Genomic DNA, 18,251 nt, shown 5'->3' with positions numbered 1-18,251 from the left:
GCGCATCGGATACAGCGGCGTATCCTCGAATCCGTCTGCACTCTCCCCGGGAGGCCGCTCGTGTCCTCAGCGCTGTACTCGCTCGGCCGTTGGGCGGTCGGGGCGCGCCGGCTCGTCCTCGTGGCCTGGATCGGCATCCTCGTGCTGGCCGGAGGGCTCGCCGGGCTCGTCGGCCAGGGCCTCGACGACGAGGTGACCATCCCCGGCACCGAGTCGCAGGCCGCGCTCGACCGTCTCGCCGCCACGTTCCCGCAGGTCAGCGGGGCGTCCGCGCAGGTCGTCGTCGTCGCGCCCGACGGCTCGACCATCGAGGACGACGCCGTCCGCGGCCCCGTGGAGGACGCCGTCACCGCGCTCGGCGACGTCGACGGCGTCGCCGCCGTCACCTCCCCCTACGACGACACCATGCCGGCGTCGGTCAGCGACGACGACGTCGCGACCCTCATGACCGTCCAGCTCGACGAGGGCCAGAGCGAGGTCACCGACGCCACGAAGGACGCGCTCGGCGACGTCGTCGACGACCTCGCCGCGGCCCTGCCCGACGGCGCGCAGGCCGCGCTCGGCGGGCAGCTCTTCAGCACCGAGTTCCCGACCCTCACCGTCACCGAGGCGCTCGGCCTCCTCGTCGCGCTCGTCGTGCTCGTGCTCACGTTCGGCTCGTTCGTCGCGGCCGGGCTGCCGCTCCTCAACGCCGTCGTCGGGGTCGGCGTGAGCATGGGACTCCTGTTCGCCGCGACCGCCGTCGCGCAGATCAACTCCACGACCCCGATGCTCGCCGTCATGCTCGGCCTCGCCGTCGGCATCGACTACGCGTTGTTCATCGTGTCCCGGCAGCGCGACGAGCTCGCGACCGGCCTCAGCGTCGAGGAGGCCACGGCGCGGGCCGTCGCGACCGCCGGCTCGGCCGTCATCTTCGCGGGCCTCACCGTCATGATCGCGCTCGTCGGCCTCGGCGTCGCCGGCATCCCGTTCCTCACTGTCATGGGCGTCGCCGCCGCCGTCGGGGTCGGGCTCGCCGTCCTCGTCTCGATCACGCTGCTGCCCGCCATGCTGGGCTTCGCGGGCGAGCGCCTCCGCCCGAAGGCCCCGCGCCGTCGTGGACGTGGGCGACGCCGTGCGGCCGCGGGAGCGGACGGCGGAAGGGCGACTGGGCCGACCGGGGCGACCGGGTCGCGCGGGCGACGGACCGGACGAGCGGTGGGGGCGGCCTCGGATGCGAGAGGGCGTCAAGCCGCGCTCGTGAACCCCCGCCCGGACGACCAGGGTGACGGCGCGGCAGCCCCGAGCACCGAGGGCGCCCCCACCGCGGACCCGACCAGGGACCTCTCCGACCCGACCCGGGACGACTCCGACCCGACCACGACCGCGCACCGCAACCGGTTCTTCGCGGGGTGGGTGCGCGCCGTCACGCGGATCCCGCTGCTGACCATCGGGCTCGTCGTCGCCGCGATCGTGCTGCTCACGCTGCCGGCGCGCGACCTGCAGCTCGCGCTGCCCGACGCAGGGACGCTGCCCGAGGACAACCAGGCGCGCGTCACGTACGACCTGGTGTCGGAGCACTTCGGCCCGGGCTTCAACGGGCCGCTCATCGTCACGGGCACGATCGTCACGTCGACGGACCCCGTCGGTCTCATGAACGACCTGGGCGACGAGATCGCGGACCTCCCGGGCGTGGCGGATGTGCCGCTCGCGACGCCGAACCTCACGGCGGACACGGGCATCGTGCAGGTCGTCCCGACCGGCGCGCCGGACTCGGAGGAGACGAAGGACCTCGTCACGGAGATCCGCGCGCAGCACGACCACTTCCTCGACGAGTACGGCGTCGACCTCGCGGTCACGGGCTTCACGGCCGTCGGGATCGACGTCTCGGCGAAGCTCGGGGCGGCGCTGCTGCCGTTCGCGTTCGTCGTCGTCGGCCTGTCCCTCGTGCTGCTGACGATGGTGTTCCGGTCGGTCGCGGTGCCGATCAAGGCGACGCTCGGCTACCTGTTCTCGGTCGGTGCCGCGTTCGGCGTCGTGACGCTCGTGTTCGAGCACGGGTTCCTCGCGGACGCGCTGCACGTGACACGGCTCGGGCCGGTCATCTCGTTCATGCCGATCGTCCTCATGGGCGTGCTGTTCGGCCTCGCGATGGACTACGAGGTGTTCCTCGTGGCGCGCATCCGCGAGGACTACGTGCACTCGGGCCAGGCCCGGCGGTCGATCTTCACGGGGTTCCAGGCGTCGGCGAAGGTCGTCACCGCGGCCGCGGTCATCATGTTCGCCGTGTTCGTGGCGTTCGTGCCCGAGGGCGACATGAGCCTCAAGCCCATCGCGCTCGGCCTCGCGGTGGGCGTCCTCGTCGACGCGTTCGTCGTGCGCATGACGCTCGTCCCGGCCGTGCTCGCGCTGCTCGGCGACAAGGCGTGGTGGATGCCGCGCTGGCTCGACCGGGTGCTGCCGTCGTTCGACGTCGAGGGCGAGGGGCTGTCGAAGGAGCTCGCGCTCGCGGACTGGCCGGAGCCGGGCAGCACGGACGCGGTCGTCGCGCACGACCTCGTGGTCGCCGGCGCGCGCGGCCCGCTGGCCGAGCCGGTCACGGTCCGGGTGCCCGACGGCGGGTCGCTCGTCGTGCACGGGGAGTCGCCCGCGGCGGTGTCCGGGGTCGTGCTGGCACTCGCGGGGCGCCTGCGCCCGACGAGCGGGGCGCTCAAGGTCACGGGCCTCGTGCTGCCGGAGCGTGCGCTGACCGTGCGGCGCCGCGTCGCGCTCGTGGACCTCGCGGCGGACGTCGCCGCGCTCCCCGGCGACGCACCGGCGCCCGCGGCGCACCGCGTGCCGGCGGCGGCGAGCGTCGCCGAGGTCCTGCGCGAGCGGCCCCGGCTCCTCGCCGTCGTCGGGACCGACGCCGTCACGTCGCCCGCCGAGCGGGCCGCGCTGGCCGAGGTGCTCGCCGACGCGGCGGGGCGCGGCACGGCGGTGGTGCTCGGCGCCGTCGGCCCGGCACCGACGGACCTGGCCCCGCCCGGCACGCCCGTGCTCGACCTGCACGACCCGCACGACCCCGACCGCACCGTCCCCGCCGCGCCCGTCGTCGGCCCGCGCACCGAGGAGGTGCCCGCATGAGCGTCTTCCCGCCCGAGCCGGTCCCGACCGACCCGACCGCCGACCCGACCGCGCCGGACGCACGGACCGGCGGCGCGCGTCCCCGCCGCGTCGACGCCCGGCGCGCGTGGACCGTGGCCGCCGCGGTCGCGCTGCCCCTCGCCGTCCTCGGCCTGCTCCTGTGGGCGCTGTGGAACCCGCAGGAACGGCTGGACACGGTCAAGGCCGCGGTCGTGAACCTCGACGAGCCGGTCGAGGTGGACGGCCAGACCGTCCCGCTCGGCCGTCAGCTCACCGCCGGGCTCGTCAGCGGCGGCGCCGCCTCGACCGACACCGGCGCGGTCGCCGTGCAGCCCGACCCGGGGACGACGAACTACGACTGGGTCATCACCGACGCGGACGACGCCGCGGCCGGGCTCGCCGACGGCACGTACGCGGCCGTCGTGACGATCCCGGAGAACTTCTCCGCGGCGGCCACGTCGTTCGGCGGCGACCCGTCGGCCGCGACGCAGGCCACGCTGTCCGTCGAGACGACGCCGGGCGGGCGGGTCGTCGACGAGGCGCTCGCGCGCATCGTCACCACGACCGCGACGTCGGTGCTCGGCACGACGCTCACCGAGAACTACGTGGACGGCGTCCTCACCGGCTTCACGACGCTCCACGACCAGCTCGGCGAGGCGGCCGACGGCGCGGACCAGCTCGCCGACGGCGCCGCCCAGGCGAGCGACGGGGCGACGCAGCTCGCGTCGGGCGCGGGCGAGGTCGCCACCGGGGCGAGCGCGCTCGCGTCCGGCGTCGGCGAGCTCGGCACGGGCGCGGACGGCCTGGCCGCCGGGGTCGGGGAGCTCGGCAGCGGCGCGGACCAGCTCGCGTCGGGCGCGCAGGGCGTCGCGAGCGGCGCCCAGGGCCTCGCCGCGGGGTCGCGGCAGGTGGCGGACGGCGTCGACCAGAGCGCCGCGGGCGCGGGGCAGCTCGCCTCCGGGGCACAGAGCGTCGCGGGCGGCGTGGGTGCGCTGTCCACCGGGGCGTCGGACCTCGCGAGCGGGCTCGGCGCGCTCGACGCCTCGATCGCGGACGTGCGGCTGCCCGACGGCACGTCGACGGGCCGGTCGCTCCCGGAGACCGCGACCGCGCTCGCGACGGGCTCGCGCGACGTGGCGGGCGGCCTCGCCCAGGTCGTCGCCGGTCTGGAGCAGCAGAAGGTCGCTGCCGGGTGCGCGCAGGACCCGGCGAGCCCGACGTGCCAGGCGCTCGACCAGCAGCTCGCCGCGCTGCGCCCGCTCGCCGCGGGCGCGGCGGGCGTCGCCGCGGGGAACGAGGCTCTGGCGGGCTCGCCGTCGGGCCAGGGTGGCGCCCCGACCGGCCTGTACGCGCTCGCGGCGGGCGTCGACCGGCTCGCCACGGGCGCCGACGATCTCGCCGCGGGCGCGGCGCAGGCGTCGACCGGGGCCGCCGGCGTGGCCCAGGGCGCGGCCGCGCTCTCCACCGGGCTCGGGCAGCTCGCGCCCGGGGCGGACCAGGTCGCCGACGGCGCGGCGCAGCTCTCCGGCGGCGCGGGCCGGCTGTCCACCGGGGCCGACGGCCTGGCCGCCGGGGTCGGGGCGCTCGGCAGCGGCGCGGACCGGCTCGCCGACGGCGTCGGCGCCCTCGGGACCGGCGCGGACCAGCTCGCGACCGGCACCCAGGAGCTGGCGACGGGCGCGGGCGACCTCGCGGGCGGCGTCGGGCAGCTCGCGGGCGGCACGTCCGACCTCGCCGACGGTCTGAGCGAGGCGACCGGGCAGATCCCCTCGTACACCGACGCGGAGCGCGAGAACCTCGCGAGCGTCGTGGCCGACCCCGTGGCCGCGCCCGGTGTCGACGACCTCGGGACCGGCTCGACCGGCCCGCTGTTCGCGGTGCTCGCGCTGTGGCTGGGCGCGCTCGCGATCTTCGTCGCGTTCCCGCCGGTCCCGGCACGGCTCCTGGGGTCGACGCGCGGCCCCGGCCGGCTCGCGCTCGCGGCGCTCGCGCTCCCGGCCGGGATCGCCGCGGCGACCGGTCTCGTGGTCGGCGGCGTCCTCGCCGCGGTCGAGGGGGCGAGCGTGGGCGGCTGGATCGGTCTGCTCGCGGCCGGGGCGCTCGCGTCGGTCGTGTTCGTCGCGCTCAACCAGGCGCTCGCCGCGCTCCTCGGGAACGTGGGGCGCGCGATCGGCCTGCTCGTCGCGGTGCTGCTCGTCGCGACCGGCATCGTCGCGACCGTCCCGGCTGCGCTCACGAGCCTGCGCGACGTCCTGCCGGTGGGCTCGGCGCTCCGCCTGCTCACGTCGATCGTCGACCCCGGCGCGGCCGGGGGAGCGGGCGATGCCGTGGCCCTGGTCCTGTGGGGCCTCGTGTCCGTCGCGGTGACGACGCTCGTCGTCGCGCGCCGCCGGTCCGTCCGGGTGGAGCAGCTCCTGCGCGCCTGACGCGGGTGCGGCGCGCCGCGGTGCGCGTGTGGGCGGCTGCCGCCAGACTCGCTCGGCAGGACGCGGGCGGCGGGAGCCGTCCGCCGGGCGAGGGGACGGTGCACCGATGGACCAGCAGAAGGCACGGGAGATCAAGTCGCAGCTCGCGGACTACGCGCGCGAGCTCGCCGAGCGGTCGGGCCTGCCGGGCCGGTCGGGCACGGCGATCGAGGCGCGCGACGTGCCCGACGCCGCGGAGGTCGTGCGCGCCCCCACGCTCGCGATCGGGCTCGCCCCGCACGACGACGGCGGGTACGCGATCGCGGTCCGGTACCGCCTCGGGGTGCCCACCGCGCGCAGCATCGCGCGCAAGGTCGCCTCCGAGGCGGGCGACACGGTGGACGTGCGGCGCACGGGACGCATCCGTCCGCTCGCCGCCGCGCCGGGCGCCGGGCGTGCCCGCGGCGACGGCCCGGGCGTCCGCCCGCCCGTCGTCACCGCGTACGCGACCGGCGAGACCGGCCGCGTCCGGCCGCTGCGGCCCGGGGTCTCCGTCGCGCACGTCGACGTCACCGCGGGGACGCTCGGGGCGTTCGTGCGCGTCGCGCCGCCAGCGGTCGACGGCGCCGACGAGGTCTCGGTCTACGCGCTGTCCAACTGGCACGTGCTCGTCGGCTCGCCGGCCGCGCGGGTGGGGGACGTCGTCGTGCAGCCCGGCCCGGCCGACGGCGGTCGCGCGCCCGACGACCGCGTGGGCACCCTCGCCGGGCTGGTCCCGCTCGAGGCCGGGATCACGCAGACCGTGGACGCCGCGGTCGCGCTGCTCGACGACCCGGACGTCGACCCGGAGTACCCGGTCGGCAGGATCACGACGACGGCGGTCGCGCTGGGCGGCGAGGTCGTGGGCAAGTCGGGCCGGACCACGGGGGTGACCGCGGGGCGGGTCACGGCGATCGAGCTCGACGACGTCGTCGTCGGGTACGGCGACGGGCTCGGCGCGCTGCGCTTCGACGACCAGATCGAGGTCGAGTCCACGGGAGACGGGCCCTTCTCGCGCGGCGGCGACTCCGGGTCGCTCGTGTACCGCGAGGACGGCGTGGCGCTGGGGCTGCTGTTCGCGGGGTCGGAGACCGGCGGCGCGAACGGCACCGGGCTCACGTACTGCAACCCGATCGGGACCGTGCTCGATCGGCTGGGTGCGACGCTGCTCGGCTGAGCCGGCGCGACGCTGCCCGGGCCGTCCGGACGGGTCTGCTCGCCCGGCCCCTCGGGGGCGGGACGCTCGGCCCTGCCTTCCGGCCGCCGTCGGGCGCACAATGGGTGCGGGAGGTGGTTGCCGTGGCGACCCTCGAACGAGCCCGGGAGGCCAAGGCCGCGCTGCGCAACGAGCTCGCGGGCCTCGACGGCGTGACCGGCGTCGGCATCGCGCGCGCCGACCTGACCGGCGCCCCGGTGCGCGGTGCGCGGACGTCCGGCGTCGGCGACGACTGGCTGCTGCGCGTGAACGTGACGTCCGACGACGTCGCGGTCCCCGAGACCGTGGACGGCGTCGACGTGGAGGTGCGCGTCGTCGGCGACGTGACGGCGTCGCGCGCCTGAGCCTCCGCGCCACGACCCGTCCGTCGCACGACGCGTGCCCGGCACCGCACCGGGAGGGTGCGGCACCGGGCACGAGGGCGTCGGGACGACGCGCGGCCGGTGATCCGTGCGGTCAGGCGGCGCGCGCGTACCGGGCCGGGTCGGCGTCGAACAGCGGGCCGCACGACGAGCAGCACAGCCAGTAGCGCACGCCCTCGTGGTCGCGCACGAGCCCGGCCGCCTCGGCGTGGGCCTTCGCGACCATGCTCCCGCGCATCACGGGGCACTCGGCGAGGTCGTCGTCCGCCGCCTCACCCGTGGCAGGCGCGACCCCCGCGGCGGTCGCGGGCGCGTGGTGGTGCGCCGTGTGGTGCGCACCGTGGTGCCCGCCGTCGTGCGGGTGGTCGTCGTGGCCGGGGTGCGTGTCGTCGTGGTGCTGGCACATGCGGGGTCCTCCTGGAGGGTCGTCGGTCGGGATCGGAGTCGGGGTCAGACGCCGGCGAGCCGGGCCGTCGGCGCGGTCGGGGCGGCCGTGCCGGGGTGCGTGCCGGTCGCGCGGCTGGAGAACGACCGCAGGCGCAGGCTGTTGCCCACCACGAAGACGCTCGAGAACGCCATGGCGGCACCGGCGAGCATCGGGTTGAGCAGGCCGAGGGCCGCCAGGGGGATCGCGGCGACGTTGTAGGCGAAGGCCCAGAAGAGGTTCACCTTGATCGTCCCGAGCGTCCGGCGTGCGAGCCGGATCGCGTCGGCTGCGGAGCGGAGGTCGCCGCGCACGAGCGTGATGTCGGCGGCCTCGATCGCGACGTCCGTGCCCGTCCCCATGGCGAGGCCCAGGTCTGCCTGCGCCAGGGCGGCGGCGTCGTTCACGCCGTCGCCGACCATCGCGACGACCTTGCCCTCGCCTTGGAGCCGGCTGACGACGTCGACCTTGTCGCTCGGCATGACCTCCGCGATGACCTCGTCGATGCCGACCTCGGCCGCGATCCGTCGGGCGACGGTCGCGTTGTCCCCGGTGAGGAGCACCGGGGTGAGGCCGAGGGCGCGGAGCTGGCGGATCGCCTCGGCGCTCGTGGGCTTGACCGCGTCGGCCACCACGAGGACGCCGCGAGCCTGCCCGTCCCAGCCGACGATGACGGCCGTGCCGCCCTGCTCCTCGGCGCGGGCCTTGGCGTCGGCGAGCTCGCGCGGGAGGTGCTGCGCCCACTCGGCGAGGAGCGACTCGCGGCCGACGAGCACGGCGTGCCCGTCCACGACGCCCTGCACGCCCTTGCCCTCGACGTTGGTGAACTCCGTGGGCACGGGCAGCGGGCCCACCTCCTGGACCGCGCCGCGGGCGACCGCCCGGGCGACGGGGTGCTCGGAGGCGTCCTCGAGCGCGCCCGCGAGGCGCAGGAGCTCCGCGCGGTCCGTGCCCGTCCCGGTGACGACGTCGGTGAGCGTCATGACGCCCGTCGTCACGGTGCCCGTCTTGTCGAGCACGACGGTGTCCACGGAACGCGTGGACTCCAGGACCTCCGGCCCCTTGATGAGGACGCCCATCTGCGCGCCGCGTCCCGTCCCGACGAGCAGCGCCGTCGGGGTGGCGAGGCCCAGGGCGCACGGGCACGCGATGATGAGGACCGCGACGGCGGCCGTGAACGCCGCCGAGGCCGGGGCACCCGCCCCGAGCCACGCGCCCAGCGCGCCGACGGCGATCGCGATGGCGATGGGGACGAAGATCGCGGAGACCCGGTCGGCGAGGCGCTGGACCTGCGCCTTGCCGGACTGCGCGTCCTCGACGAGGCGCGCCATCTGCGCGAGCTGGGTGTCGCCGCCGACGCGCGTCGCGCGCACGACGAGCCGCCCGCCGGCGTTGACGGTCGCCCCGGTGACGGCGTCGCCCTCCCCGACCTCGACGGGCACGGACTCGCCCGTGAGCATCGACGCGTCGACGGCGGACGTGCCGGCCACGACCGTGCCGTCCGTCGCGATCTTCTCGCCCGGGCGCACGACGAACTCGTCGCCCACGGCGAGGTCGGTGATCGGGACGCGGGTCTCCACGCCGTCGCGCAGCACCGCGACGTCCTTCGCGCCGAGCTCGAGCAGGGCGCGCAGCGCGGCGCCCGCCTGCCGCTTGGACCGCTTCTCGAAGTAGCGGCCCGCGAGGATGAACGTCGTGACGCCCGCGGCGACCTCGAGGTAGATGTTCGCCGCGCCGTCGGTCCGGGCGACCGAGAGCGTGAACGGGTGCGTCATGCCCGGCTCCCCGGCCGTGCCGAGGAAGAGCGCGTACAGCGACCAGAGGAACGCGGCGCTGGTCCCGACGGAGATCAGGGTGTCCATGGTGGCCGCGCCGTGGCGCAGGTTGGTCCACGCGGCGCGGTGGAACGGCCACGCCGCCCACACCACGACGGGCGCGGTGAGCACGAGGCTCGCCCACTGCCAGTACGTGAACTGGAGCGCGGGGACCATCGCCATCGCGATGACCGGGACCGACAGCACGACGGCGCCGACCAGCCGGTGCCGCAGCGCGGTGAGCTCGGGGTCGTCCGCGTCCGTGCCCGCGTCCTCCTCGGAGGCGGGGGCCTCGGCGCGCGGGACCTGCGCCGTGTAGCCCGTCTTCTCGACCTCCGCGATGAGCGTGGCCGCGTCGACGCCGTCCGGGACGGTGACCCTCGCCTTCTCGGTCGCGTAGTTCACCGTCGCGGTGACGCCGTCGAGCCGGTTGAGCTTCTTCTCGATCCGCATGGCGCACGAGGCGCAGGTCATCCCCCCGATCTCGAGCTCGACGAACGTCCCCGGCGACGGGGCGGCCGATGCCGTCATGAGGTTCTCCTTCCGGCCGGGCAGCGGGCTGCCCGGTGCAGGGTGGTCAGTGGTCGTCGTGCGCGGCGGGGTCGTCGTCGGCCGGGGCGTCGGCCGGGGCGTCGTCCGGGGTCGCCGTGGCGCCGGTGGCCTCGACGGTGAAGGCCGCGGTGCGCACCTGGCCCTCGACCTGGAAGTCGAGGTACAGGAGGTACCGGCCCGCGGTCGGTGCCTCGACGGCGAACGCCACGGTCGGGCCGGAGACCTCGCCCGGCGCGGCCTCCGCGCCCTCGGGGTGGGCGTGCAGGTAGGCGAGGTCGCCGTCGCGGAGCGCGACGAGGTGGCCGAACGCGCCGAGGTACGGCTCGAGCGTCGTGACCGGCTCGCCGTCCCGCGTGACCTCGAGCGTCAGCCTCGAGGCCGTACCGGCCTCGAGGCTCCCCTCGAGCGCGACGTCGTACCCGTCCACCGAGGCGGTGGTCGTGGGGGCGTCGGCCCGGACGGGGACGACCTCGCCCGCGACCTCGACGGTGCGGCTCAGGGTGAGCGGGTCGCCGCCGGTGGGGACGGCGTCGGCGTACACGCGGTAGGTGCCCGCGGCGTCCCACGTCCAGGGCACGGACCAGCGGCCGGCCTCGTCCATCTCGGGGTGGGCGTGGCGGTAGTGCGCCCCGTCGGAGCGCACGACGACGAGGTGCAGGCGCTGCTCGTGCGCGACGGCGAAGTCGGTCACCGGCTCGCCCGCGGGGTCGGTCAAGGTGAAGGCGAGCTCGCCGGGCGTGCCCGGCGTCTGCGGCGCCTCGATCTCGCCGAGCGTGTAGCCGCCCTGCTCCAGGGACAGTCCGCCGACCATGTCCGCTCCTCTCGTGGTCTCCTGCGGGGGGTCGTCGCTCGCGGCGGCGTGCTGCTCCGGCGCGTGCGCGGCGGGCTTCCCCGAGAGGGCGCCCTCGGGGACGACGGCGCCCGCCACCGCGGCCGAGGCCACGAACACGACCCCGAGCCCGGCGACGTAGAGCCCGATCCGGGCGGGCGCCCTCATCGCACCCGCTCCGCGGTGTAGCCGGCCTCGTCGACGGCGGCGAGGACCGCGGCGTCGTCGAGGGGCTGGTCGGCCGTGACGATCAGCCGACCGGTGGTCGCGCTCACGTCGATCGCGGTAACGCCGGGCACCTGCCCGACCTCCTCGCGCACCGACATCTCGCAGTGGCCGCACGTCATCCCGGTCACCTGGTACTCGATCTCGACGATGCTCACGACGTTCCTCCTCCGTGCTGATACCCCCATGGGGTATGGCTAGGATGGCGAATATACCCACAGGGGGTATTGAGGTCAAGGAGGAGAGATGGGCGACGTGGACGGGCCGGACGTGGTGGTGGTCGGCGGCGGAGCAGCCGGGCACGCCGCCGTGACGACGCTGCGCGGCGAAGGTTTCGACGGTCGCGTCGTCCTCGTGCACGGCGAGGAGGGGGAGCCGTACCTGCGCACCCTCGTCGACAAGGCGATCCTCCAGGGTCTGCTCACTGCGGAGCAGGCCGCCCTGCCGGTGCCGCCCGACGTCGAGCTCGTGCGGGCACGCGCGATCGGCCTGGACCCCCAGCGGCGGGCCGTCGTCCTCGCGGACGGGCGCGAGCTCACCGCCGCCGCCGTCGTCCTCGCGACGGGCGCGGTGCCTCGGCCCGGCCCGGCCGTGGACCGCGTCCCGGCGCTCGCGGGCGCCGACGGCGGGGAGCCCCGCGTGGTGCACCTGCACACCGCACGGGACGCCGAGCGGCTGCGTGCCCTGCTCGGCCCCGATCCCGCGCGGCGCACGGTCACCGTGCTCGGCGCCGGGTTCGTCGGTTCCGAGACCGCCGCCTGGCTCGCCGAGGTCGGCGCGACCGTCCACCTCGTCGCCCGCTCCCGGCTCCCGCTCGCGGGGGCGCTCGGGACCGCGGTCGCGCGCGCCGTCGCCCAGCGCCACGAGGAGCACCTCGACGCCCACCTCGGCCGCCGGGTCGAGGCGGTGACCGAGCGTCCGGGCGGCGTCACCGTGCGCCTCGCGGGCGGGGCGACCCTGGAGTCCGACCTCGCGGTCGTCGCGCACGGCACCGCGCCCGCCGCGCCCGGCACCGGCGGTGGCGTCGACGTCGACGACCGCCTCGCCGTCCCCGCCGCGCCCGGCCTGTTTGCCGCCGGGGCGGTCGCCGTCCACCGGGACCGGCGCGGACGACGGTTCCGGACCGACCACTGGGACGCCGCGGTCGCGCAGGGAGCCCACGCGGCGCGCGCCGTCCTGCGTCGTCTCGTCGGCGGCCCGGATCTCGGCCCGTACGTGCCGGACGCCGGCTTCTCCCTCGTGCTGCACGGCGCCCAGGTCGCCGGGTTCGGCGTCGCGGTGCCCGGCGCGACCCCGGAGCACCGCACGCTCGACGGCGGCGGGCTGCTCACCGAGCTGCGTGTCGCGGGCGACCTGGTCGCCGTGGTCGGCCTCGGCGCGACGCGGGAGCTCCACGCGCTGCGCCGAGACCTGCGCCGGCCCTGAGGCGTCGTCGGTCCACAGCGCGCCGGCGCGCGAGAATGGCCGCGTGACCACCGAGCGACTTCCCCGTGTCCGCGCGTCCGAGCTCGTCGGGCACGGCTGGCTCAACACCGGCGGCCGCGACCTGACCCTCGCCGACCTGCGCGGCAAGATCGTCCTGGTCGACTTCTGGACCTTCTGCTGCGTCAACTGCCTGCACGTCCTCGACGAGCTGCGCGAGCTCGAGGAGCGGCACCGAGACGTGCTGGTCGTCGTCGGCGTGCACTCGCCGAAGTTCGAGCACGAGGCGGACCCGGCGGCGCTCGCGGCCGCGGTCGAGCGGTACGAGGTCCACCATCCCGTGCTCGACGACCCGGAGCTCGTCACCTGGTCCGCGTACGCGGCGCGCGCCTGGCCGACGCTCGTGGTCGTCGACCCCGATGGCTACGTCGTCGCGCAGATGGCGGGGGAGGGGCACGCGTCCGCGATCGCCGCGCTCGTCGAGGAGCTCGTCGCGGAGCACGACGCGAAGGGCACGCTGCACCGGGGCGACGGCCCGTACGTGGCGCCCGAGCCGTCGTCGGGCACGCTGCGCTTCCCCGCGAAGGCGATCGAGCTGCCCGGTGGCAACATCCTCGTCGCGGACGCCGGGCACCACGCGCTCGCCGAGCTCCTGCCCGACGGCGAGACCCTCGTCCGGCGCATCGGGTCCGGCGAGCGCGGGCTCGCCGACGGCGGCCCCGAGGACGCGCGGTTCGCCGAGCCGAACGGGCTGTGCCTCGTCCCGGAGCGCGAGCGTGCGACGTACGGGTTCGACGTCCTCGTGGCGGACACCGCGAACCATGCGCTCCGCGGGGTACGGCTCGCCGACGGGCACGTGACGACGGTCGCGGGCACGGGCGACCAGTTCATGGTGGGCGGGGTCGAGAACGTGGTCGTCCCTGACGACGAGGGCACGCCCCGGTTCGGACCGTTCGATCCGGGCTCCACCTACGACCCGCGCGACGTGCGGCTCTCCTCGCCGTGGGACGTCGCCTGGTCGGACGAGCTGGCCGGCTTCGTCGTGGCGATGGCGGGCCATCACACGTTGTGGGCCTTCGACTGGTGGAAGCTCGGGTTGCTGGCCGGGACGATGAACGAGGGTCTGGAGGACGGGCCGGGAGCGTCGGCCTGGTTCGCCCAGCCGTCCGGGCTGGCGGTCGCACCCGACGGCGCCGTCTGGGTCGCCGACGCCGAGACCTCGGCGCTGCGCCGCGTGTCCGGGCTGGGCGGTGGCGTCGCCGTGGTGCCCGAGGGCGTCGAGGTGCGGACCGCCGTCGGGCAAGGGCTGTTCGACTTCGGCCACCGCGACGGCCCGGCCGAGCAGGCGCTGATGCAGCACCCGCTCGGGGTCGCGACGCTGCCCGACGGGAGCGTCGTCGTCGCCGACACCTACGACGGCGCGCTGCGCCGGTTCGCGCCCGCGGCCGGTGACGCCGGGAGCGTCGGGGACGACACCTTCGGAACCCGCCTCGCCGGCGAGGTCACGACCCTGGCGACGGGCCTCGCGGAGCCGAGCGGCGTCGTCGTGCAGGTGGGCGAGGGGCCGGACGGCGAGCCGCAGGTCCACCTGCTCGTCGTGGAGTCCGCGGCGCACCGCCTGACGCGCGTCGCGCTCCCGGCGTCGCTCGCGGGCGAGGTGCTCGACGGCGGCGCGCACCGCACGCAGCGCCCCGTCACCGACATCGGGGCCGGGCCGCTGTGGCTCGACGTGCCGTTCGTCCCGGCGCCGGGGCAGAAGCTCGACGACCGGTTCGGTCCGTCGACGGAGCTGCGCGTGAGCGCGACGCCGCCCGAGCTCCTGCTGTCCGGGGAGGGCGTCGGCGTCGAGCTCGGGCGCGACCTGGTCATCAACCCCGCGGTCGGGGAGGGCGTGCTGCACGTGACGGCCCGGGCGGCGTCGTGCGACGTCGTCCCGCTCGGCCCCGACGGCGAGCCCGACCCGGACGTGTTCCCCGCGTGCCACCTCGCGCAGCAGGACTGGGGCGTGCCGGTCCGCGTGGTCGACCGCGGCGAGCCGGGCGACGTCCCGTCCCTCACGCTCCCGCTGCGCGGCTGACCGCGCGGACCGAGGCCCGCGCGGCGCGGCGGCGTCAGCCCCAGGTGAGCAGCTCCTCGCCGTGGGCGGCCCACGCACCGACCTCGGTGAGCGAGGTCACGTCGTCGGGCGCCGCCTCGAGCGCGACCACGGGGCACACGGCCGACCGGCCGCCGGCGCGCACGGCCTTCGGGTCCCACGTGACGAGCACCGTGCCGCGCTGGACGTGGTCGCCCTGCGCGACGTGCGTCGTGAAGCCCTCGCCGCCGAGCTGGACGGTGTTGATGCCGAGGTGCACGAGGACCGCGCGGCCGTCGTCGTGCTGGACGACGAACGCGTGCGGGTGCAGCTTGACGACCGTGCCCGTGATGGGCGCGACGGCCTCGCCGCCCTGCGCGTCGTCGGGCTCGACCGCGAGCCCGGGGCCGACGAGCCCGGCGGAGAAGACGGGGTCGTCGACGTCGCCGACGTCCACGACCGTGCCCGTGACGGGGACGAGCACCGTGAGCGGCGCCGCCATCAGCGGAGGTCCTCGATGTCGGAGGCGATGTTGTCGGCCTCGGGGCCGACGATGACCTGGATCGCGGCGCCCGACCGCACGACGGCGATCGCCCCGGCCGCGGTCAGCGTGGCGTCGTCGACGAGCGCCGGGTCCTCGACCTCGACGCGCAGGCGCGTGATGCACGCCTCCAGGTCGAGGACGTTCGCGTCGCCGCCGAGGCCTCGGAGGATCTGCTCTGCCTTGCTCACGGGTGCTCCTCGTGGTCGGGGTCCGGCCGGGGCCGGGTCGGGGGGCCGGCCGGCAGCCGTGCCGGTCGGGGTGCGCGGGGTGCGCGGAGAAGGGCGGTGGCCCGGGTCGCGCCCGGGCCGGGTTCCTCACATGAGGTCGGCGAGGTCGGAGGCGATGGTGTCGACCTGCGGGCCGACCACCACCTGCACGACCCGCCCGTTCACCATGACGCCGAACGCGCCGGCGCGGCGCAGGAGCGCGGCGTCGACGAGCGCGGGGTCCTTGACGAGCGACCGGAGCCGCGTGGTGCACGGGTCGATCTCCTCGATGTTCCCCACCCCGCCGAGGCCGGCGAGGATCGTCGCGGCGCGTTCCGCGTCGGACTGTGTCATCGGTCGTTCCCTTCGGTCGCCCGTGCCGGCACCGGCACGGGGGCGAGCTGGTCGGTCGGCGCGTCGTCGGTGACGGCGCCCCCGTCCGCGGCGTCGTCGTCGGCGGTGGTGCTGCGCGGCACGAGCGTCGGGCGCGCCTCGCGCAGCGGGACGAAGACGCTGTACCGGTCGCCGCGGTAGCTGGAGCGGGAGTACATGAGGGGCGAGTCGCCCGCGAACGTGCGCCGCACGGTGCGCATGACGGCTCGCGAGGCGCGGAGCCCGAGCAGCTTCTGCTCCTGGACGGTGGCGTCGGACGCGGTGATCGTGTCCTCGCCCCACGTCGGCGCGAGGCCGCGCTCGCGCAGGGCGCCGTAGAGGCTCTCGGGCACGCCGTCGTCGAGCAGCTCGGGGGCGAGGTCCACGGGGATCCAGGCCTCCTCGACGCTCATGGGCGACCCGTCCGCGGTGCGCAGGCGCACGACGTGGTGCATCGGGTCGCCGGTCGCGCGGCCGAGCGACTCGGCGACGGACGCGGGCGCGGGGACGGTCCCGACCTCCAGCACCTCGGTGCCCGGCTCCATGCCGCGCCGTCGTGCCTCCTCGCCGAACGTCGTGAGGCGCATCTCGAAGTCGGCGCGCGGCGGCGCGACGAAGGTGCCCCGCCCCTGCGCGCGCTCCAGCACGCCCTCCGTGACGAGCGCGTCGACGGCCTGGCGCACGGTCATGCGCGAGACGCCGAACTTCTCGGTGAGGCTGCGCTCGGACGGCACCGCGTCGCCGACGGAGAGCTCGCTCGCCACGAGGTCGGCGAGGTAGGCGCGCACCGTGAGGTACTTGTGCTCGCTCGCCTGCGATCGTGACCTGCTCATCGTCGTGCCGCGTCCTCGTCCTCGTGCCGTCCCTGGTTCCGGTCGTCGCCGACCGCCCTGCTCCGGTGCCGCGTTCTCCACGGCTGCATTGTCGTCGCCCGGCCGTCGTGCGACCTGCGACGACGCGCCCCGCGGGGCCCGCCGTGTGTCCCGGGTCACCCTCGGGGGTTGACACATCATGAGGTCTAGACCACTCTTCCTGCAAGTGGTCCAGACAACCTGGACCGACAGCCCGGGCACGACGACCCCAGGTCTTCTCGTCGCGCCTCGGGACCGGCAACGACGCCGCACGACGTCGCGCCACAGCCGCCGCTCGACGCACCTCGCCTGCGCCCCAGGCCTGCCCAGGAGGAGAAGGACATGACGACCGTCGCCGAACCGACGAGGACCAAGAGGGGGGTGCCCGGCTTCGCGCAGCTCCAGCGCGTCGGGCGCTCGCTCATGCTGCCCATCGCGTCGCTGCCCGCCGCCGCGCTGCTGCTGCGCCTCGGCCAGCCGGACATGCTCGGAGCCGACGGCGTCGCCGGCACCTTCGCGTGGATGCAGCCCGTCGCCGACGTCCTCGGCGCCGCCGGGAACGCGCTGTTCAGCAACCTCCCGATCATCTTCGCCCTCGGCGTCGCGGTCGGGTACGCGAAGAAGTCGGACGGGACGACGGGGCTCGCCGCCCTCATCGGCTACCTCGTCTTCAAGGGCGTCAGCGACTCGCTCTCGCCCTACGTGCTCGGTGAGGCGGCGGAGGGCGAGACGCAGGCGCTCATCAACTACGGCGTGCTCGGCGGCATCGTCATCGGCCTGACGGCCGCGCTGCTGTACCAGAAGTACTACCGGATCAAGCTGCCGCAGTACCTCGCGTTCTTCGGCGGCCGGCGGTTCGTGCCGATCGTCACGGCGGGTGTCTCGGTGCTCATCGCCGTGGTGGGCGCGCTGATCTACCCCGCGTTCGACTGGCTCATCAACGAGCGGATCGGCGGGTTCGTCACGGGCTCGACCATCCTCGGCGCGTTCGTCTTCGGCACGCTCAACCGCCTCCTCGTGCCGATCGGCCTGCACCACCTGCTCAACTCGCTGCCGTGGTTCCAGTTCGGCGAGTACACCGCCGCCGACGGCACGGTCGCGCAGGGCGACATCTTCCGGTTCCTCGCGGGCGACCCCACCGCGGGCACCTTCCTCACCGGGTTCTTCCCCATCATGATGTTCGCGCTCCCGGCCGCCGCGCTCGCGATCGTCCACACCGCCAAGCCGGCGCAGCGCAAGGTCGTCGCGGGCATCATGGGCTCGGCCGCGCTCGTCTCGTTCGTCACGGGCGTCACCGAGCCGCTCGAGTTCGCGTTCGTGTTCGTCGCCTACCCGCTGTACGTCATCCACGCAGTGCTTACCGGCACGTCGATGGCGCTCGTCAACGCGCTCGGCATCCGCGACGGGTTCGGCTTCTCCGCCGGCGCGATCGACTACCTGCTGAACTTCCGCATCGCCGAGATGCCGCTGCTCCTCATCCCCATCGGGCTCGGGTACGCGGTGCTCTACTACGTCCTCTTCCGCTTCGTCATCACCCGCTGGAACCTGCGGACACCGGGTCGTGAGGACGACGACGCGGAGGGCGCCGTCCAGGCGACCGGCGCCGTCGACACCACGGAGGACGCGCGGCCCGACGCCTCGGCGGCGGAGGTCTCGTCGGTGCGACGCGACGCCGACGCGGCGGAGGCGGGCGCCCGGGGCCGGGCGGGCGCGTCCGGCAGCGGGGGCACGGCGTGACGCTCGCCGACGACGCGACGCGCGCCCCGGCGCGGGCCGCCGACCCGGGGCTGACCGGCGAGATCGGAAGAGCC

Annotated in this window: 15 protein-coding genes; 7 read left to right on the top strand and 8 right to left on the bottom strand. The window is 75.9% G+C overall.

Going from position 1 to position 18,251, the window contains the following annotated elements:
* Positions 1–60: 60 nt before the first annotated feature.
* From ACPCUX_RS15080 to ACPCUX_RS15065, 4 genes are all read left to right on the top strand, one after another.
* Positions 61–3,105, top strand: coding sequence for an MMPL family transporter (locus ACPCUX_RS15080; protein WP_423389083.1), 3,045 nt, complete (start codon positions 61–63; stop codon positions 3,103–3,105).
* Positions 3,102–5,531 (top strand): YhgE/Pip family protein, encoded by a 2,430-nt coding sequence (locus tag ACPCUX_RS15075; protein ID WP_423389082.1) that lies wholly within the window; start codon positions 3,102–3,104, stop codon positions 5,529–5,531. The genes ACPCUX_RS15080 and ACPCUX_RS15075 overlap by 4 nt, the downstream gene beginning before the upstream one ends.
* A gap of 106 nt (positions 5,532–5,637) precedes the next feature.
* Positions 5,638–6,726, top strand: a complete 1,089-nt coding sequence (locus ACPCUX_RS15070; protein WP_423389081.1) for a hypothetical protein — start codon at positions 5,638–5,640, stop codon at positions 6,724–6,726.
* 122 nt (positions 6,727–6,848) lie between these two features.
* Positions 6,849–7,109 (top strand): hypothetical protein, encoded by a 261-nt coding sequence (locus tag ACPCUX_RS15065; protein ID WP_051028526.1) that lies wholly within the window; start codon positions 6,849–6,851, stop codon positions 7,107–7,109.
* 112 nt (positions 7,110–7,221) lie between these two features.
* On the opposite strand, the gene ACPCUX_RS15060 is transcribed toward ACPCUX_RS15065, so the two are convergent.
* Genes ACPCUX_RS15060 through ACPCUX_RS15045 form a run of 4 tightly spaced genes read right to left on the bottom strand, consistent with a single transcriptional unit; the run spans position 7,222 to position 11,093 of the window.
* Positions 7,222–7,533 carry a hypothetical protein gene (locus ACPCUX_RS15060; protein WP_043658900.1) on the bottom strand — a complete coding sequence of 104 codons (312 nt, stop codon included), beginning with the start codon at positions 7,531–7,533 and terminating at the stop codon, positions 7,222–7,224.
* Positions 7,534–7,577: 44 nt separating this feature from the next.
* A complete protein-coding gene (locus ACPCUX_RS15055) occupies positions 7,578–9,896 on the bottom strand; it encodes a heavy metal translocating P-type ATPase (protein ID WP_423389080.1) in 2,319 nt (772 codons plus the stop codon).
* 46 nt (positions 9,897–9,942) lie between these two features.
* Positions 9,943–10,914, bottom strand: coding sequence for a heavy-metal-associated domain-containing protein (locus ACPCUX_RS15050; RefSeq protein WP_423389079.1), 972 nt, complete (start codon positions 10,912–10,914; stop codon positions 9,943–9,945).
* Positions 10,911–11,093, bottom strand: a complete 183-nt coding sequence (locus ACPCUX_RS15045; protein ID WP_369824959.1) for a heavy-metal-associated domain-containing protein — start codon at positions 11,091–11,093, stop codon at positions 10,911–10,913. The genes ACPCUX_RS15050 and ACPCUX_RS15045 overlap by 4 nt, the downstream gene beginning before the upstream one ends.
* A gap of 124 nt (positions 11,094–11,217) precedes the next feature.
* Between ACPCUX_RS15045 and ACPCUX_RS15040 the strand changes: the two genes are divergently transcribed.
* Together ACPCUX_RS15040 and ACPCUX_RS15035 are read left to right on the top strand one after the other, a co-directional pair.
* The gene (locus ACPCUX_RS15040) at positions 11,218–12,396 is read left to right on the top strand and encodes an FAD-dependent oxidoreductase (protein WP_085386729.1); all 1,179 of its coding nucleotides are present in this window, start codon (positions 11,218–11,220) and stop codon (positions 12,394–12,396) included.
* Positions 12,397–12,439: 43 nt separating this feature from the next.
* Positions 12,440–14,470, top strand: coding sequence for an NHL domain-containing thioredoxin family protein (locus ACPCUX_RS15035; protein ID WP_423389078.1), 2,031 nt, complete (start codon positions 12,440–12,442; stop codon positions 14,468–14,470).
* A 34-nt stretch (positions 14,471–14,504) separates the two neighbouring features.
* Here the strand turns inward: ACPCUX_RS15035 and ACPCUX_RS15030 are convergent, their stop codons facing one another.
* From ACPCUX_RS15030 to ACPCUX_RS15015, 4 genes are all read right to left on the bottom strand, one after another.
* Entirely contained in the window at positions 14,505–14,969 is a 465-nt protein-coding gene (locus ACPCUX_RS15030; RefSeq protein WP_085386728.1) for a PTS sugar transporter subunit IIA, read from the bottom strand.
* Complete coding sequence (locus ACPCUX_RS15025) at positions 14,969–15,199, bottom strand: PTS transporter subunit EIIB (protein ID WP_061267010.1); 231 nt, start codon at positions 15,197–15,199, stop codon at positions 14,969–14,971. Before ACPCUX_RS15025 ends, ACPCUX_RS15030 begins: the two co-directional genes overlap by 1 nt.
* A 126-nt stretch (positions 15,200–15,325) precedes the next feature.
* Positions 15,326–15,571, bottom strand: a complete 246-nt coding sequence (locus ACPCUX_RS15020) for a glucose PTS transporter subunit EIIB (RefSeq protein ID WP_021482555.1) — start codon at positions 15,569–15,571, stop codon at positions 15,326–15,328.
* Positions 15,568–16,422 carry a GntR family transcriptional regulator gene (locus ACPCUX_RS15015; protein WP_423389077.1) on the bottom strand — a complete coding sequence of 285 codons (855 nt, stop codon included), beginning with the start codon at positions 16,420–16,422 and terminating at the stop codon, positions 15,568–15,570. The genes ACPCUX_RS15020 and ACPCUX_RS15015 overlap by 4 nt, the downstream gene beginning before the upstream one ends.
* Positions 16,423–16,782: 360 nt before the next feature.
* Here ACPCUX_RS15015 and ACPCUX_RS15010 point away from each other — a divergent pair, with 360 nt between their 5' ends.
* Positions 16,783–18,177 (top strand): PTS transporter subunit EIIC, encoded by a 1,395-nt coding sequence (locus tag ACPCUX_RS15010; protein ID WP_423389076.1) that lies wholly within the window; start codon positions 16,783–16,785, stop codon positions 18,175–18,177.
* Positions 18,178–18,251 lie beyond the last annotated feature (74 nt).

It is taken from the genome of Cellulosimicrobium sp. AB352 (assembly GCF_049538415.1).
GTDB classification, from domain to species: domain Bacteria; phylum Actinomycetota; class Actinomycetes; order Actinomycetales; family Cellulomonadaceae; genus Cellulosimicrobium; species Cellulosimicrobium funkei.
Note: the sequence above shows the minus strand (reverse complement) of the source record. Positions and strands in the feature narration are given on the sequence as shown.

Excerpts from the sequence above, each read along its gene's own strand:
- ACPCUX_RS15075 (WP_423389082.1), top strand. The coding sequence starts at position 3,102 with ATGAGCGTCTTCCCGCCCGAGCCGGTCCCGACCGACCCGACCGCCGAC.
- ACPCUX_RS15070 (WP_423389081.1), top strand. The coding sequence starts at position 5,638 with ATGGACCAGCAGAAGGCACGGGAGATCAAGTCGCAGCTCGCGGACTAC.
- ACPCUX_RS15060 (WP_043658900.1), bottom strand. The coding sequence starts at position 7,533 with ATGTGCCAGCACCACGACGACACGCACCCCGGCCACGACGACCACCCG.
- ACPCUX_RS15055 (WP_423389080.1), bottom strand. The coding sequence starts at position 9,896 with ATGACGGCATCGGCCGCCCCGTCGCCGGGGACGTTCGTCGAGCTCGAG.
- ACPCUX_RS15050 (WP_423389079.1), bottom strand. The coding sequence starts at position 10,914 with ATGAGGGCGCCCGCCCGGATCGGGCTCTACGTCGCCGGGCTCGGGGTC.
- ACPCUX_RS15045 (WP_369824959.1), bottom strand. The coding sequence starts at position 11,093 with ATGACGTGCGGCCACTGCGAGATGTCGGTGCGCGAGGAGGTCGGGCAG.
- ACPCUX_RS15040 (WP_085386729.1), top strand. The coding sequence starts at position 11,218 with ATGGGCGACGTGGACGGGCCGGACGTGGTGGTGGTCGGCGGCGGAGCA.
- ACPCUX_RS15030 (WP_085386728.1), bottom strand. The coding sequence starts at position 14,969 with ATGGCGGCGCCGCTCACGGTGCTCGTCCCCGTCACGGGCACGGTCGTG.
- ACPCUX_RS15020 (WP_021482555.1), bottom strand. The coding sequence starts at position 15,571 with ATGACACAGTCCGACGCGGAACGCGCCGCGACGATCCTCGCCGGCCTC.
- ACPCUX_RS15015 (WP_423389077.1), bottom strand. The coding sequence starts at position 16,422 with ATGAGCAGGTCACGATCGCAGGCGAGCGAGCACAAGTACCTCACGGTG.
- ACPCUX_RS15010 (WP_423389076.1), top strand. The coding sequence starts at position 16,783 with ATGACGACCGTCGCCGAACCGACGAGGACCAAGAGGGGGGTGCCCGGC.